The sequence below is a fragment of the Micromonospora sp. NPDC049203 genome, assembly GCF_043197215.1.
GTDB lineage: Bacteria > Actinomycetota > Actinomycetes > Mycobacteriales > Micromonosporaceae > Micromonospora.
On record NZ_JBICSV010000003.1, the window covers coordinates 645,750 to 658,615 of the forward strand.

The 12,866-nt window shown below is 72.5% G+C and carries 11 protein-coding genes and 2 pseudogenes; 5 read left to right on the forward strand and 8 right to left on the reverse strand.

Going from position 1 to position 12,866, the window contains the following annotated elements:
- Positions 1 to 84: 84 nt before the first annotated feature.
- From ACGFIA_RS12130 to ACGFIA_RS12155, 6 genes are all read right to left on the reverse strand, one after another.
- Complete coding sequence (locus ACGFIA_RS12130; RefSeq protein ID WP_393259799.1) at positions 85 to 1,260, reverse strand: ROK family protein; 1,176 nt, start codon at positions 1,258 to 1,260, stop codon at positions 85 to 87.
- 28 nt (positions 1,261 to 1,288) lie between these two features.
- Positions 1,289 to 2,548, reverse strand: coding sequence for an ABC transporter permease (locus ACGFIA_RS12135; RefSeq protein WP_357389063.1), 1,260 nt, complete (start codon positions 2,546 to 2,548; stop codon positions 1,289 to 1,291).
- Positions 2,545 to 3,354 carry an ATP-binding cassette domain-containing protein gene (locus ACGFIA_RS12140; RefSeq protein WP_357389065.1) on the reverse strand — a complete coding sequence of 270 codons (810 nt, stop codon included), beginning with the start codon at positions 3,352 to 3,354 and terminating at the stop codon, positions 2,545 to 2,547. The genes ACGFIA_RS12135 and ACGFIA_RS12140 overlap by 4 nt, the downstream gene beginning before the upstream one ends.
- A 100-nt stretch (positions 3,355 to 3,454) precedes the next feature.
- Positions 3,455 to 4,558: a substrate-binding domain-containing protein gene (locus ACGFIA_RS12145; protein WP_357389067.1), complete on the reverse strand. Its 1,104-nt coding sequence runs from the start codon at positions 4,556 to 4,558 to the stop codon at positions 3,455 to 3,457.
- A 203-nt stretch (positions 4,559 to 4,761) separates the two neighbouring features.
- Positions 4,762 to 5,241: a Cys-tRNA(Pro) deacylase gene (gene ybaK, locus ACGFIA_RS12150; RefSeq protein ID WP_357389069.1), complete on the reverse strand. Its 480-nt coding sequence runs from the start codon at positions 5,239 to 5,241 to the stop codon at positions 4,762 to 4,764.
- A gap of 54 nt (positions 5,242 to 5,295) precedes the next feature.
- Positions 5,296 to 6,528, reverse strand: a complete 1,233-nt coding sequence (locus tag ACGFIA_RS12155; RefSeq protein WP_393259804.1) for a methyltransferase domain-containing protein — start codon at positions 6,526 to 6,528, stop codon at positions 5,296 to 5,298.
- Between the two features lie 254 nt (positions 6,529 to 6,782).
- Here ACGFIA_RS12155 and groES point away from each other — a divergent pair, with 254 nt between their 5' ends.
- The 4 genes and pseudogenes from groES to ACGFIA_RS12175 form a co-directional block, all read left to right on the forward strand.
- Positions 6,783 to 7,097 carry a co-chaperone GroES gene (gene groES / locus ACGFIA_RS12160; RefSeq protein ID WP_018222648.1) on the forward strand — a complete coding sequence of 105 codons (315 nt, stop codon included), beginning with the start codon at positions 6,783 to 6,785 and terminating at the stop codon, positions 7,095 to 7,097.
- Positions 7,098 to 7,167: 70 nt separating this feature from the next.
- Complete coding sequence (gene groL, locus ACGFIA_RS12165; protein WP_393259807.1) at positions 7,168 to 8,811, forward strand: chaperonin GroEL; 1,644 nt, start codon at positions 7,168 to 7,170, stop codon at positions 8,809 to 8,811.
- Positions 8,812 to 8,871: 60 nt separating this feature from the next.
- A pseudogene (locus ACGFIA_RS12170) lies at positions 8,872 to 9,370 on the forward strand (molybdopterin-binding oxidoreductase); the annotation flags it as partial.
- 221 nt (positions 9,371 to 9,591) lie between these two features.
- Positions 9,592 to 10,656, forward strand: a pseudogene (locus tag ACGFIA_RS12175) (molybdopterin-dependent oxidoreductase); the annotation flags it as partial.
- A 185-nt stretch (positions 10,657 to 10,841) separates the two neighbouring features.
- Here the strand turns inward: ACGFIA_RS12175 and ACGFIA_RS12180 are convergent.
- Complete coding sequence (locus tag ACGFIA_RS12180; RefSeq protein WP_357388882.1) at positions 10,842 to 11,225, reverse strand: WhiB family transcriptional regulator; 384 nt, start codon at positions 11,223 to 11,225, stop codon at positions 10,842 to 10,844.
- A gap of 252 nt (positions 11,226 to 11,477) precedes the next feature.
- Here ACGFIA_RS12180 and ACGFIA_RS12185 point away from each other — a divergent pair, with 252 nt between their 5' ends.
- Positions 11,478 to 12,296 (forward strand): response regulator transcription factor, encoded by an 819-nt coding sequence (locus ACGFIA_RS12185; RefSeq protein WP_357479928.1) that lies wholly within the window; start codon positions 11,478 to 11,480, stop codon positions 12,294 to 12,296.
- Between the two features lie 18 nt (positions 12,297 to 12,314).
- Here ACGFIA_RS12185 and ACGFIA_RS12190 read toward each other — a convergent pair whose 3' ends face one another.
- Positions 12,315 to 12,719, reverse strand: a complete 405-nt coding sequence (locus ACGFIA_RS12190; RefSeq protein WP_357471978.1) for a DUF5319 domain-containing protein — start codon at positions 12,717 to 12,719, stop codon at positions 12,315 to 12,317.
- Positions 12,720 to 12,866: the final 147 nt, after the last annotated feature.

Genomic DNA, 12,866 nt, shown 5'->3' on the forward strand with positions numbered 1-12,866 from the left:
CGGTCCGGACCGGTACGCGGGGTGTGGTGGACGGCCGCGCAAGCCGGCCGCCCGTCCGCACACTGGTACGGATCGGCGGGCCGATCAGTTCAGCGGGTCGGCGAGGAGTCGTTCGAACGCCAGCTCGGCGGCGCCGATCAGCGCCGCGTCGTCACCGAGCTTCGGGGTACGCAGCCGCACGTGTTCCAGGCACGCGGGCAGCCCGTTGGAGTTGAGCCGGCTGCGCACCTGCGCGGCGGAGGCCAGGTAGAGGTCGCGCATGGTGCCACCGAAGATCACCATCTCCGGGTTGAAGATGTTCACCAGGTTCGCCACGCCGAAGCCGAGCCAGTCGCCGGCCTGCCGTACCGCCGTCTGGGCGCGGGCGTCGCCACGGTCGGCCGCGTCGAAGAGGGCGAGCAGGGCGTCCCGGCCGCGCGCCTCGGACCGGCCGGCGGCGCGCAGCAGCCCGTGCTCGCCGATCGCGGTCTCCCAGCAGCCGCGCCGGCCGCAGTCGCAGCGCACCCCGTCGCGGACCACCACCATGTGGCCGACCTCGCCGCCGTAGCCGCCGTGCCCGGTCAGCCGCCGGCCCCCGGCGATGATGCCCGCGCCCACGCCGACGTCGCCGTAGATGTAGATGACGTTGTCGCAGCCGACCGCCGCGCCGCGGGCGTGCTCGGCGTACGCGGCCACGTCGGCCACGTTGCCCACCGTGATCGGTACGTCTATCCCCAGCTCGATGGCGAGCGCCGCACCGATCGGCTCGTCCACCCAGCCGGTGGTCGGGCTGAGCCGGACCAGCCCGTCCTCGCGGCGGACCATGCCGCACACCGCCACCCCGGCGCCCACGCAGACCGCGTCCGGCGGCACCGACTGGTGCATCTCCTTGACCGCGCCGGCCAGCAGCGGGGCGGCCTCCCCGGCGACCAGGCTGCGCGGCCGGTCCATCTCCCGGCGGTCGAGCACCTCACCGCCGAGCCCGACCCGGGCGGCCCGCAGCCGGTCCACCTCGACGCTGTACGCGTACGCGTAGACCCGCTCCGACTCGGGCCGGACGACGAGTGACGGTCGTCCGGCCCGGCCGGTCTCCTTCGGCGTCCCCTCGCTGACCAGACCGGCGCCGGCCAGGTCGGCGGTCAGCGCGCCGATGGTGCTGCGGTTGAGCCCGAGCGCGGTGGTCAGCTCGGCCCGGGTGGTGGCCCCGTGTACGTGTACGTAGCGGAGCAACGCGCCCAGGTTCTGCCGACGGATCTCGTCCTGACTGGGGCCTGCGCGCATTGCCACTGCCATGGTGTCGATGACCGGATCAGCGGGTACCGGTCGCGGCCGAACGTCGCCGGGACAGTGCGTCGACGCCGGCGGCGAGGAGCAGCACCAGGCCGGTGAAGATGAACTTCAGCCCGGAGCTGAGGTCGAGCAGTCCCATACCGTTGATGATGACAGCCACCACCGCGCCACCCAGCACCGCGTTGATCATGCGACCTTTGCCCCCGAAGAGGCTGGTTCCGCCGATGACGGCCGCGCCGACGGCGTAGAGGAGCACGTTGCTGCCACCGGTGTTGGGGTCGACCGACCGGTCCCGGCTGGCGGCGATGATGCCGCCGACCGCGGCCATGCCCGAGCAGATCACGAACGCCGAGATCTTGAGCCGGTCCACGTTGATGCCGGCCCGCCGCGCCGCCTCGGCGTTGCCGCCGACCGCGTAGAGGTGCCGGCCGTAGGCCGTCCGGTTGAGCACGAACGTCCAGAACACCAGCAGGAGCGCGACGATCGGCACGACCACCGGCATGCCCTTGTTCGACGTGATCAGCGGGTTGATGCTGCGCTCCTGGTTGAGCACGTAGACCGCGAGCACGATCAGCAGCGCCAGCCCGCCGATCCGGGCGCCGATCACGGCCGTCGGCTCGGTCACCAGGCCCCGGGAGACCCGGTTGCGGTGGCGCAGCAGCTGGGCGACGGCGTAGCCGACGACCGCGACGGCGGCCAGCAGCCAGCCGACGGCCGGCGAGATGCGGCCGTTCTCGATGCCGACGATCACGTCGTCGCTGATCGAGATGTTGCTGCCCTCCTTCATGAGCAGCAGCACCACGCCCTGGAAGGCGAGGAAGCCGGCCAGCGTCACCACGAAGGACGGGATTCCCACTTTCGCGACCAGGAACCCGAGGATCAGGCCGATCAGCACGCCGGTGAGCAGGGCCGCGAGGACGGCGACGTACCACGGGTAACCGAGCACGCTGACCACGTTCGCCAGGATTCCGGCGCAGACGCCGCTGGCGAAGCCGGCGGAGAGGTCGATCTCGCCGAGCAGGAGCACGAAGATCAGCCCCATGGCGATCACGGTGACCGCCGCGCCCTGGGTGAAGAGGTTGGCGAAGTTCCCCGCGGAGAAGAACACCGGGCGCACGATGGTGAACACCACACAGAGCACGACGAGGCCGCTGACCGCGGGCAGGGCGCCCAGGTCGCCGCCGCGTACCCGGGCGAGGTAGTTGCGGACGTGGTCGCCGACGGAGGGTGCGGGCGTGACGGCGGCCGGCCCCTCCTTCTTCACGGCGGTGGCGGTCATCGGAGGGCTCCCGAGGTTGCGTCGGCGGATTCGGTGCCGTTGCCCGGCTCGGTGGTGAGACCGAGGTTGCCGGACCGGCCCGCGGTGATCAGCTCGACCACCTGCGAGTGGGTGATGTCGGTGGTCTTGACCTGGGCGACCATCTGGCCGAGGTAGAGCGCGGCGATCCGGTCGGAGACGGCGAAGACGTCGTTCATGTTGTGCGAGATGAGCACCACGGCCAGGCCGTTGTCGGCCAGCCGGCGGACCAGTTCCAGCACCTGGGCGGTCTGCGCGACGCCGAGCGCGGCGGTCGGCTCGTCCAGGATGACGAGCCGGCTGTTCCAGAGCACGGCCTTGGCGATGGCGACGGTCTGCCGCTGGCCGCCGGAGAGGCTGGCCACGTGCTGGCGCAGCGACTTCACGGTGCGCACGCTCAGTCCGGCGAGCGTCTCGGCGGCCATCTGCTCCATGGTCGGCTCGTCGAGCACGATGCCGCTGCGCTTCTCCCGGCCGAGGAACATGTTCTGCACGATGTCGAGGTTGTCGCAGAGCGCGAGGTCCTGGTAGACGACCTCGATCCCGAGGTCGGCGGCGTCGCGGGGGCTGTTGATGGTCACCGGCCGGCCGTCGAAGAGGAACTCGCCGGCGTCGGTGGGGTGGATACCGCTGATGCACTTGACCAGGGTCGACTTGCCGGCGCCGTTGTCGCCGACGAGGGCGGTCACCTCGCCCGGGTGCGCGGCGAAGGCGACGTCGCGCAGCACCTGGACGGGACCGAAGCTCTTGTCGATCCCGCGTAGCTCCAGCAGGGGGGTTGCGGACACGGGGTTCTCCTTTGGGCGGAGGGAGGTCTCGGATCCCGTCCGGCGCGGGCGCCGCCCGGCACGGGTTCCCCCGTACCGGGCGTCGCTTGAGCCGGGTGGGTCAGCTCACGCCGGCGTCGGTGCAGAGCTTGGCGAAGGCGCCGGTGCAGAGCTCTTCCTTGGTGACGTAGCCGTCGGCCACCACGTCCTTGACGTTGTCCTTGTAGATGGCCTTGGGCTCCAGCAGCACGGACGGGACGTCCCGCTTGCCCTCCGGGTCCTTGACCGTCTGGCCGGTGTCCTTGCGCTCGCCCTTGGCGAGTGCGATGGCCAGGTCGGCGGCGGCGTCCGCCTCCTTCTTGACCGCCTTGTAGACGGTCATGCACTGGTCACCGGCGAGGATGTTCTGCAGGCCCTGGACCGTGGCGTCCTGGCCGGTCACCGGCACCTTGCCGTTGAGCTGGTTCTTCTTCAGTACGGAGATGGCCGCGTTGCCCAGGCCGTCGTTGGCGGCCAGGACGCCGTCGATCTTGCCCTTCTCCTGGGTGAGCATCTGCTCGAAGATCACGCCGGCCTGCGCGTTGTCCCAGTCCGGGACGTTCTGGTCCGGGCCCTTCGTGTACTCACCCGCGTCGAACTTCGGCTTGAGGATCGAGTCGTAGCCGTTCTTGAACAGGGTGGCGTTGTTGTCGGTCTGGGAGCCGTTCAGGTAGGCGATCTTCGGCTTCTGCGCGCCCTTGTCGGTGAGGCACTTGCTCAATCCCTCGCCCTGGAGCTTGCCGACCGCCTCGTTGTCGAAGCTGACGTAGTACTGGGCCGAGCCGCCCAGCGTCAGCCGGTCGTAGTCGATAGTGGCCACGCCCTGCGACTTGGCCTTCTCCAGCACGGCCTTGCCGGTGCCGGAGTCCAGGTTGACGATCATGAGCGCGGTGACGCCGCTGGTCAGCATGCCGTCGGCGATGGTGGAGAAGGCGGACTTGTCGCCCTGGGCGTTCTGGATCGTGTAGTCGACGCCGGCGGCCTTGAACGCCGCCTCCAGGTACTTGCGGTCCGCGCCCTCCCAGCGGGCGGAGGACTTGCTGTCCGGCAGGATCACGCCGATCTTCGGCTTCTTGGCGTTGGAGCCGCCGGCCTCGTTCGAGGAGCCGCCGTCGTCGCCGCAGGCGGCCATGCTGCCGGTCGCGAGGAGACCGACGGCCGCGAAGGTGAGGAAGCCCTTGCGCATGTGCAGGGTCCTTTCGGAGGTGGGGGAGTGGTGATGTTTTGTTGTGCCCGGCAACGTATTCCCCGTCACCCATGCGCCGCAAGGCTGCCGAGGTCAGAAGTTTGTTGGCGGCGGTAACAATTCAGCAACGCGGTTGTCACCCGCGAGACGCCGCCGGGAGGGGTGCACCGGGAACGCTCCCACACGCACCGTCACGCGCCCGCTCAGACGGCGGCGATCGATGCCGTCGCCGCCCCGGTGAGCGCCACCAGATCCGTCGGCGCGAGCTGCACCTGGAGGCCGCGCCGCCCCGCCGAGACGTACACCGTCGGGTGCGCCAGCGCGGAGGCGTCGATGACCGTCGGTAGCCGCTTGCGCTGCGCGAGCGGGCTGATCCCGCCGCGCACGTATCCGGTCGCCCGCTCGGCCACGGCCCGGTCCGCCATCGTCGCCCGCTTGCCGCCGGCCGCGGCGGCGAGCGCCTTCAGGTCCAGCTCACCGGTCACCGGCACCACCGCCACGGTCAGCCCGCCGTCGACCTCGGTGACGAGCGACTTGAACACCCGCTCCGGCGCCACCCCGAGCGCGGCGGCGACGAGCGCGCCGTAGTTCGGCGCGTCCGGCGAGACGTCGTAGGTGTGGGTGCTGTGCGCGATCTTCCGCTTGCTCAGCAACGCGATCGCCGGAGTGCCAGGGCCAGCCACCGGCTCAAGCTAGCCCGGCCGGGGACCGGGCGCGAGCCGAAACCGCGTGCCGGGTCAGCCGCCGGCCGGAACCGGCCGGCAGACGAGCACTGTGGGGTTGCCCGCGACCCGGGTCAGCGTCAGGCCGGCCGCCTCGTCGCCGGACAGCCGCAGGTCACGGCGCAGCTTCTCCGGCTCCAGCGCCGACCCGCGCTTGCGGATCTCCACCCGGCCGACCCGCCGCTCCCGCAGCAGGGCGCGCAGCCGCTTCAACGAGAACGGCAGCATGTCGGTGATCTCCATACAGCGGGCGAACGGGGTGGGCCGGGCCTCGTCGGCGTACAGGTAGGCGATCGACGGGTCGGCGAGCGTGGCGTCCAGGTCGGTGGCCAGCTCGGCGACCAGGTGGGCGCGGACCACCGCCGGGTCCGGGTCGTACAGGAAGCGCCGGACCGGCCCCACCTCCGCCTCGGCCGCGCCGGTGCCGGTGAGGTGATAGGAAGGGACCCTTTTACTACCGGAGGCGTTAAGAAGGGGCCCTTCCTTCTCGCGCAGCAGGGTGGCTCGGCGGGGGACGCCGGCCAGCTCGCCGCACCACAGCGCCGCCTCGACCAGGTCGCCGTCCACGCTCACCCACTCCGCCTCGGCGCCGGCCGGGATCAGCGCGTGGTCCAGCCCGGGCGCCACCTTGACCACTGTGCGCGGCACCCGCGCGGCCAGGCCGGTGACGAAGTCCCACGGTGGCGAGTAGGCGTTCGGGTCGAACACGCGCCGCCCGGTGCCGGCCCGCCGCCGCGCCGGATCGCAGAACACGGCGTCGACACCCGTCACGTCGAAGGCCGTCGCGTCGCCGCACTCGACAGTCACCAGGCCGGCGAGCCCGGCCGCCTCGGCGTTCGCGGCGGCCATCGCGGCAGTCAGCGGGTCGGCCTCCACCGCGTACACCCGGATGCCGGCGCGGCCCGCGGCGAGCGCGTCGGCGCCCAGGCCGCACCCCAGGTCGGCGAGCGTGGTCACGCCCGCGGCCCGCAGCCGCGCGGCCCGCCGGTCGGCGACCGCGCGGCGGGTGGCCTGCTCCAGTCCCGCCCGGGTGAGGAACATCCCGGCGGCGGCCGGGCCGAACTTGCCCGCCGCCCGGCGGCGCAGCTCCGCCTGGGTGAGCGCGGCGGCGGCGAGGTCGCCCGGGATCCCGGCCGAGCGCAGCGCGGCCGCCGCCGCCAGCGGGTCGCCGCCGGCCACCCGCCCGGCCGCGGCGAGCGCCGCCGACCCCTCGGGGGTACGCAGCACGGCGAGCTGGTCGAGATCCACGCGCCCATTCTCCCGGGCCGGTTCCGGCGCGACACGGAGGGCGACGCGTTGGCACTCTCCTTGACGGAGTGCTAGCCGAGGAATAACCTGCGATTAGCACTCTCACCCTGAGGGTGCCAACGCCCGAGCCTCGTGCCCGGGGGTTGAGCGCCAGGCGGACCGGCACCCGCGACGACGGCCCCGCCCGGTGGCATGTGGCAGATTGACGCTGGTCGGCGTGCCGGCCGGCAACGACACCAAGTACCCGGGAGGGTATGCCCGTGACTACCGCGACCAAGGTTGCGATCAAGCCGCTCGAGGACCGCATCGTGGTCCAGGCGAACGAGGCCGAGACCACCACCGCCTCGGGCATCGTGATCCCCGACACCGCCAAGGAGAAGCCGCAGGAGGGCACCGTCCTCGCTGTCGGCCCGGGCCGGATCGACGACAAGGGCAACCGCGTGCCGATCGACGTGAAGGTCGGCGACACCGTCCTCTACTCGAAGTACGGCGGCACCGAGGTCAAGTACGCCGGCGAGGAGTACCTGGTGCTCTCCGCCCGCGACGTCCTCGCGGTCATCGAGAAGTAAGCAACCGATCAGTGTCGTTGCCCCGGTCCGGCTCGCCGGGCCGGGGCAACGTCGCTTCGAAGGGATACTGATGGCGAAGATCCTCAGCTTCTCGGACGATGCCCGGCACCTGCTCGAGCACGGTGTCAACGCCCTCGCGGACGCGGTGAAGGTCACCCTCGGCCCGCGCGGGCGCAACGTCGTCCTGGACAAGAAGTTCGGTGCGCCCACGATCACCAACGACGGCGTGACCATCGCCAAGGAGATCGAGCTCACCAACCCGTACGAGAACCTCGGCGCGCAGCTGGTCAAGGAGGTGGCGACCAAGACCAACGACGTCGCCGGCGACGGGACCACCACCGCCACCGTGCTGGCCCAGGCCATGGTCCGCGAGGGCCTGCGCAACGTGGCCGCCGGCACCAACCCGACCGGTCTGAAGCGGGGCATCGACGCGGCGGCCGCCAAGGTCTCCGAGGCGCTGCTCGGCAAGGCCGTCGAGGTCTCCAGCAAGGAGTCGATCGCGCACGTCGCCACCGTCTCCGCGCAGGACGCCGCGATCGGCGAGCTGATCGCCGAGGCGATGGAGAAGGTCGGCCGCGACGGCGTCATCACCGTCGAGGAGGGCTCCGCGCTCACCACCGAGCTGGAGGTGACCGAGGGTCTCCAGTTCGACAAGGGCTTCATCTCCCCGAACTTCGTCACCGACCTGGAGGCGCAGGAGGCGGTCCTGGAGGACCCGTACATCCTGATCACCACCCAGAAGATCTCGGCGATCGAGGAGCTGCTGCCGCTGCTGGAGAAGGTCCTCCAGAACAACAAGCCGCTGCTCATCGTCGCCGAGGACGTCGAGGGCCAGGCCCTGTCGACGCTCGTGGTCAACGCGCTGCGCAAGACCGTCAAGGTCTGCGCGGTCAAGGCTCCCGGCTTCGGCGACCGCCGCAAGGCGATGCTCCAGGACATGGCGATCCTGACCGGCGCCGAGCTGGTCGCCCCGGAGCTGGGCTACAAGCTCGACCAGGTCGGCCTGGAGGTGCTCGGCACCGCCCGGCGCGTCGTGGTCGACAAGGAGAACACCACAGTCGTCGACGGTGGCGGCCAGGCCGCCGAGGTCGCCGACCGGGTCGCGCAGATCCGCAAGGAGATCGAGGCCTCCGACTCCGAGTGGGACCGGGAGAAGCTGGCCGAGCGGCTGGCGAAGCTCTCCGGCGGCATCGCCGTGATCAAGGTCGGCGCGGCCACCGAGGTCGAGATGAAGGAGCGCAAGCACCGCATCGAGGACGCCATCGCCGCGACCAAGGCCGCGGTCGAGGAGGGCACGGTCCCGGGTGGCGGCGCCGCCCTGGCCCAGATCCTGCCGGCGCTCGACGACGACCTGGGCTTCACCGGTGACGAGAAGGTCGGCGTCTCGATCGTGCGCAAGTCGCTGGTCGAGCCGCTGCGCTGGATCGCCCAGAACGCCGGCCACGACGGCTACGTCGTGGTGCAGAAGGTCGTCGGCCAGGACTGGGGCCACGGCCTCGACGCCGCCACCGGCGAGTACGTCGACCTGGCCAAGTCCGGCATCATCGACCCGGTGAAGGTGACCCGCAACGCGGTCAGCAACGCCGCCTCGATCGCCGGCCTGCTGCTCACCACCGAGAGCCTCGTGGTGGAGAAGCCGGCCGAGCCGGAGCCGGCCGTCGGTGGGCACGGCCACTCGCACGGCCACGGCCACCAGCACGGCCCGGGCTTCTGACCCGAGCAGTACGGCCCGACGTCAGGGCACACCGCCGACAGGTGGTGTGCCCTGACGCGTATGTCCTTACGGAACGCTGACGGAATTGGCAGCCGCACCGGCGGGTCGATCAGACTGGGTGCCGTGAGCACCCTCTCCCGCCGCCGGGCGGCGTCGGCCGGTGTCGTCGCCGCAGTGGTGGCACTCGGCACCGCCGAACCCGTGGCGGTCCTGACCGGCCCCCGGTCCGCTCCGCTCGTCGCCGTCGGCGGACTCGTCGTCGACCTGGTGCCCGAGCCGCTCAAGCAGTTCGCCATCGACGTCTTCGGCACGTACGACAAGATCGCCCTGCTGGTCGGGACGGCACTGCTGCTCGCCGCGTTCGGGGCGCTGCTCGGCCTGGCGGCGGCCCGGCGGCTGGTGACCGGCCTGGCCGGCATCGCCGCGTTCGCCGTCCTCGGCGTCGCCGCCGCGCTGACCCGGGCCGGCGCGGACGCGTTCGACGCGCTGCCCTCCCTGGTCGGCGGCGGCCTGGGCGCGCTGACCCTCTGGGCGTTCGTGGCCGGTCCGCTGGGCGCCGAACCGGCGGATCGGAAGCGACCGGGACGCGACCGGTCCGACGCCGCGCGACGCGACCGGGCCGAGACCGGACCGGCGGAACGCGACGGGGGCGAGCCGGCGGAGGGCGACCGGGTAGCTCGCGCCGCGCATCCGTCCGCGCCGCCTCCGGCGGTCGCCGCGCTCGCCCGCGAAGCGGGGACCCCGGGTGGCTGGGAGCCGGTGCGGTACGACGACGACGCGGAGTCGCGGCGGCGGTTCCTGCGCGGTGCCGGGCTGCTCACCGGCGCGGCTGCGGTGGCCGGGCTGGGCGGGCACTGGCTGGCCGGCCGGCGCGGCGTGTCGGCGGCCCGGCAGGCGGTGACGCTGCCCGCCCCTGCCACGCCCGCCCCGCCGGTGCCGGCCGGAGCCGACCTGTCGCTGCCCCGGCTCGCGCCGTACGTCACGCCGAACCGCGAGTTCTACCGGATCGACACGGCGCTCGTGGTGCCGCAGGTCGACCCGGTCACCTGGCGGCTGCGCGTCCACGGGCGGGTGCGCAACCCGATCGAGCTGAGCTTCGACGACCTGCTGGCCCGCCCGATGGTGGAGCGGTACGTGACGCTCGCCTGCGTCTCCAACGAGGTGGGCGGCGACCTGATCGGCAACGCGCGCTGGCTCGGCGTACCGATCAGGGAACTGCTCGACGAGGCCGGCCCGGAGGAGGGCGCGGACCAGGTGGTGGGCCGCGCGGTGGACGGCTGGACCTGCGGCACGCCCACCTCGGTGCTGCGCGACGGGCGGGACGCGCTGCTCGCGGTCGGCATGAACGGTGAGCCGCTGCCGATCCAGCACGGCTTCCCGGTGCGGATGGTGGTGCCTGGCCTCTACGGGTACGTCTCGGCCTGCAAGTGGGTGACCGAGCTGGAGCTGACCAGTTTCGCCGACTTCGACGCGTACTGGGTGCCGCGCGGCTGGTCGGCGCAGGGCCCGATCAAGACGCAGTCCCGGATCGACACGCCCCGGCCGCGCAGCCGCCCGGCGGCCGGCCCGGTGACAGTTGCCGGTGTGGCGTGGGCGCAGCACCGCGGCATCGGCCGCGTCGAGGTACGCGTGGACGGCGGCCCCTGGCAGGAGGCGACGCTGGCGCCGGCGGTGTCTGCGGACACCTGGGTGCAGTGGTCCTGGCGGTGGGACGCGACGCCGGGCGAGCACACGCTCCAGGTGCGGGCGAGTGACTCGACCGGTGAGACCCAGACGGAGCAGCGCGCCCCGGTCGCCCCGGACGGCGCGACCGGCTGGCACACCGTCAAGGTCACGGTCACCTGACCACCGTTGCCCCGCCCTCGAAAGAGATCTTGGAAGGAAATGGCCCTCATAGGGGCCCGAATCTTCCAAGATCTACGGGTGTCTTGACGTGAGAGACGCGCTTGAGGCGGGCGGGCTGCCGGGCGGGGCGAGACGACGCCGCGCCCCGGGGTCCGGGGCGCGGCGTCGGGGGATCGTGATCCGGGTCAGGCGACCTTGCGCTGGTCCGGCACGGCGGTGTTGTGCGGCCGGCCGAGGCGAGCCTCCAGCCGGGGGATGTCCACCTTGGTCTGGCGGCGGTCGGCCAGGTCCTCCCAGCCGAGCGCGAGCAGCCGCAGCCGCTCCGACTCGCTGAACCCGCCCCAGACGCCGTACGGCTCGCGGACGGAGAGCGCGTGGGCGGCGCACTCGGCGCGTACCGGGCAGGCGCGGCAGACGGACTTCGCGCCCATCTCGCGGCGCATCCGGGAGGAGCCGCGCTCGCCGTCCGGGTGGAAGAACTGCGCGCTGTCGCGGCCACGGCAGGCCCCGAGCCGCTGCCAGTCCCAGAGCTCGTCGATCGGTCCAGGCAGCCTACGTACGTTCGACATCAGCACCCCTCCTCCCGCGCGGCACCGCGGAGAATGTTCGTGGCCAGCTACCGGGCGGCGGTCCGCGCGGGATGCCGGTTCCGGATGAACCCCTCGGTACCCGAGCGGTCCGCGCCTCACACATCTGTGATCGAAAAGCTCGGACAGTCGGCGTCATATGCCCCATCTGTCGGAAAAGTTCGGATGATTGCCCGGAACCCCCTCCCGAGCCCACCTCCGCATGGTCTGCTCTGAGTCGGAGAGGAGACCACTGTGCGTAGTGTTCTTGTGTGCGTTCGGACACCATTGGCGGCCCAGCATCTGACCTCCGCGGCGGCGCGGCTCGGGCTGTCCGGCGTCGTCCGGACGGCCGTCTCCGATCCGGAGGTGATGCTGCGGCTCGCCGAGCGTCCGGTGGACGTGGTGCTCGCCGACACCGCGCTGACCCGCCCGGACAGCGCCGGCTTCGTCAGGCGGGTGCTCGCTCGCGCCCCGCAGGCGGCGGTGCTGCTGCTCGGCGCCGAGGAGTCGGAGTCGGCGGCGGCCACCATCAGCGCCGGAGCGCGGGGTCTGATCCAGAACGCCGACCACGACCTGACCAGCGCGGTGGCCAAGGCGCTGCTGCTGCTCTCCGCCCCCGGCCGGAGCAACAGGCACCGGGTGGCGGACACCGCCCGGGACGCGGCGGCGGTGGGCGGCCCGACCCGGTCGGCGGCGCCGGGGCGTACCCCGGGTGGGCCCGGCTGGCCGGCGACGGCGCCGGTGGACGCGGCGGGCCTGCCCACCGTGGTGCCCGTGCAACGGGGTGAGGACCCGGACGACCCCGCGGCGGCCGACGGCGCGGACGCGTCCCGGCCGGGTGCGGCCCAGCGGCCGGCGCGGACGCCGCGCAGCGCGATCGGGCTCACCGAGCGGGAGCTTCAGGTGCTGCTCGGCATGGCCGAGGGCAAGAGCAACGCGGAGATCGGGCGGGAGCTGTTCGTCTCCGAGGACACGGTCAAGACGCACGCCCGGCGGCTGTTCCGCAAGCTCGGCGCGCGCGACCGGGCGCACGCCGTGGCCGCCGGCTTCCGGGCCGGCCTGGTGGCCTGACCGCCCGGACGGCGGCGCTCAGCCCTCGGTGGACTCGTCGGTGCCCTCGGTGAGCGTGTCGTGCACGCCGTCGGCGTAGCCACGGGCGTAGTCCCAGCTCACGTAGTGATCCGGATCCGGGTCGTAGGCCGGCTCGTGCACCCGGGGACGCCCCGAGTTGAGCAGGTGGCGCAGGTTGCCGCGGAGCAGGTCCCAGTCGAAGTAGTGCGGCTCGCGGCAGTCCTCGCACTCGATCACCAGGCCGCGCACGCCGATCGGCTGGAGCAACGCCTGGTAGATCTCCAGATCGGCGAGATCCTCCAGCACGTCCTGGCGCTCGACCTCGGTCAGCGGGTCGAGCGCGTCGTCGTCGCCGGGATCGTGCAGGCCGGCAGCCGGATCGGCCGGGTCGCCGTTGAACGGGTCGATGGGCTCGTCGTGCACCCCCTCACCGTAGACCCCGAGCCGCCGGAAAGCCCGCCCCAGCCCGTGCTGTGGCCCGGCCTACCCTGGGGCCCGCCGCTGCCCGGGCCGGGACGGGTAGGTGGGTACGATGAGGCGACGCGCCGTCACCAGGCGCCTGCCGGTGCC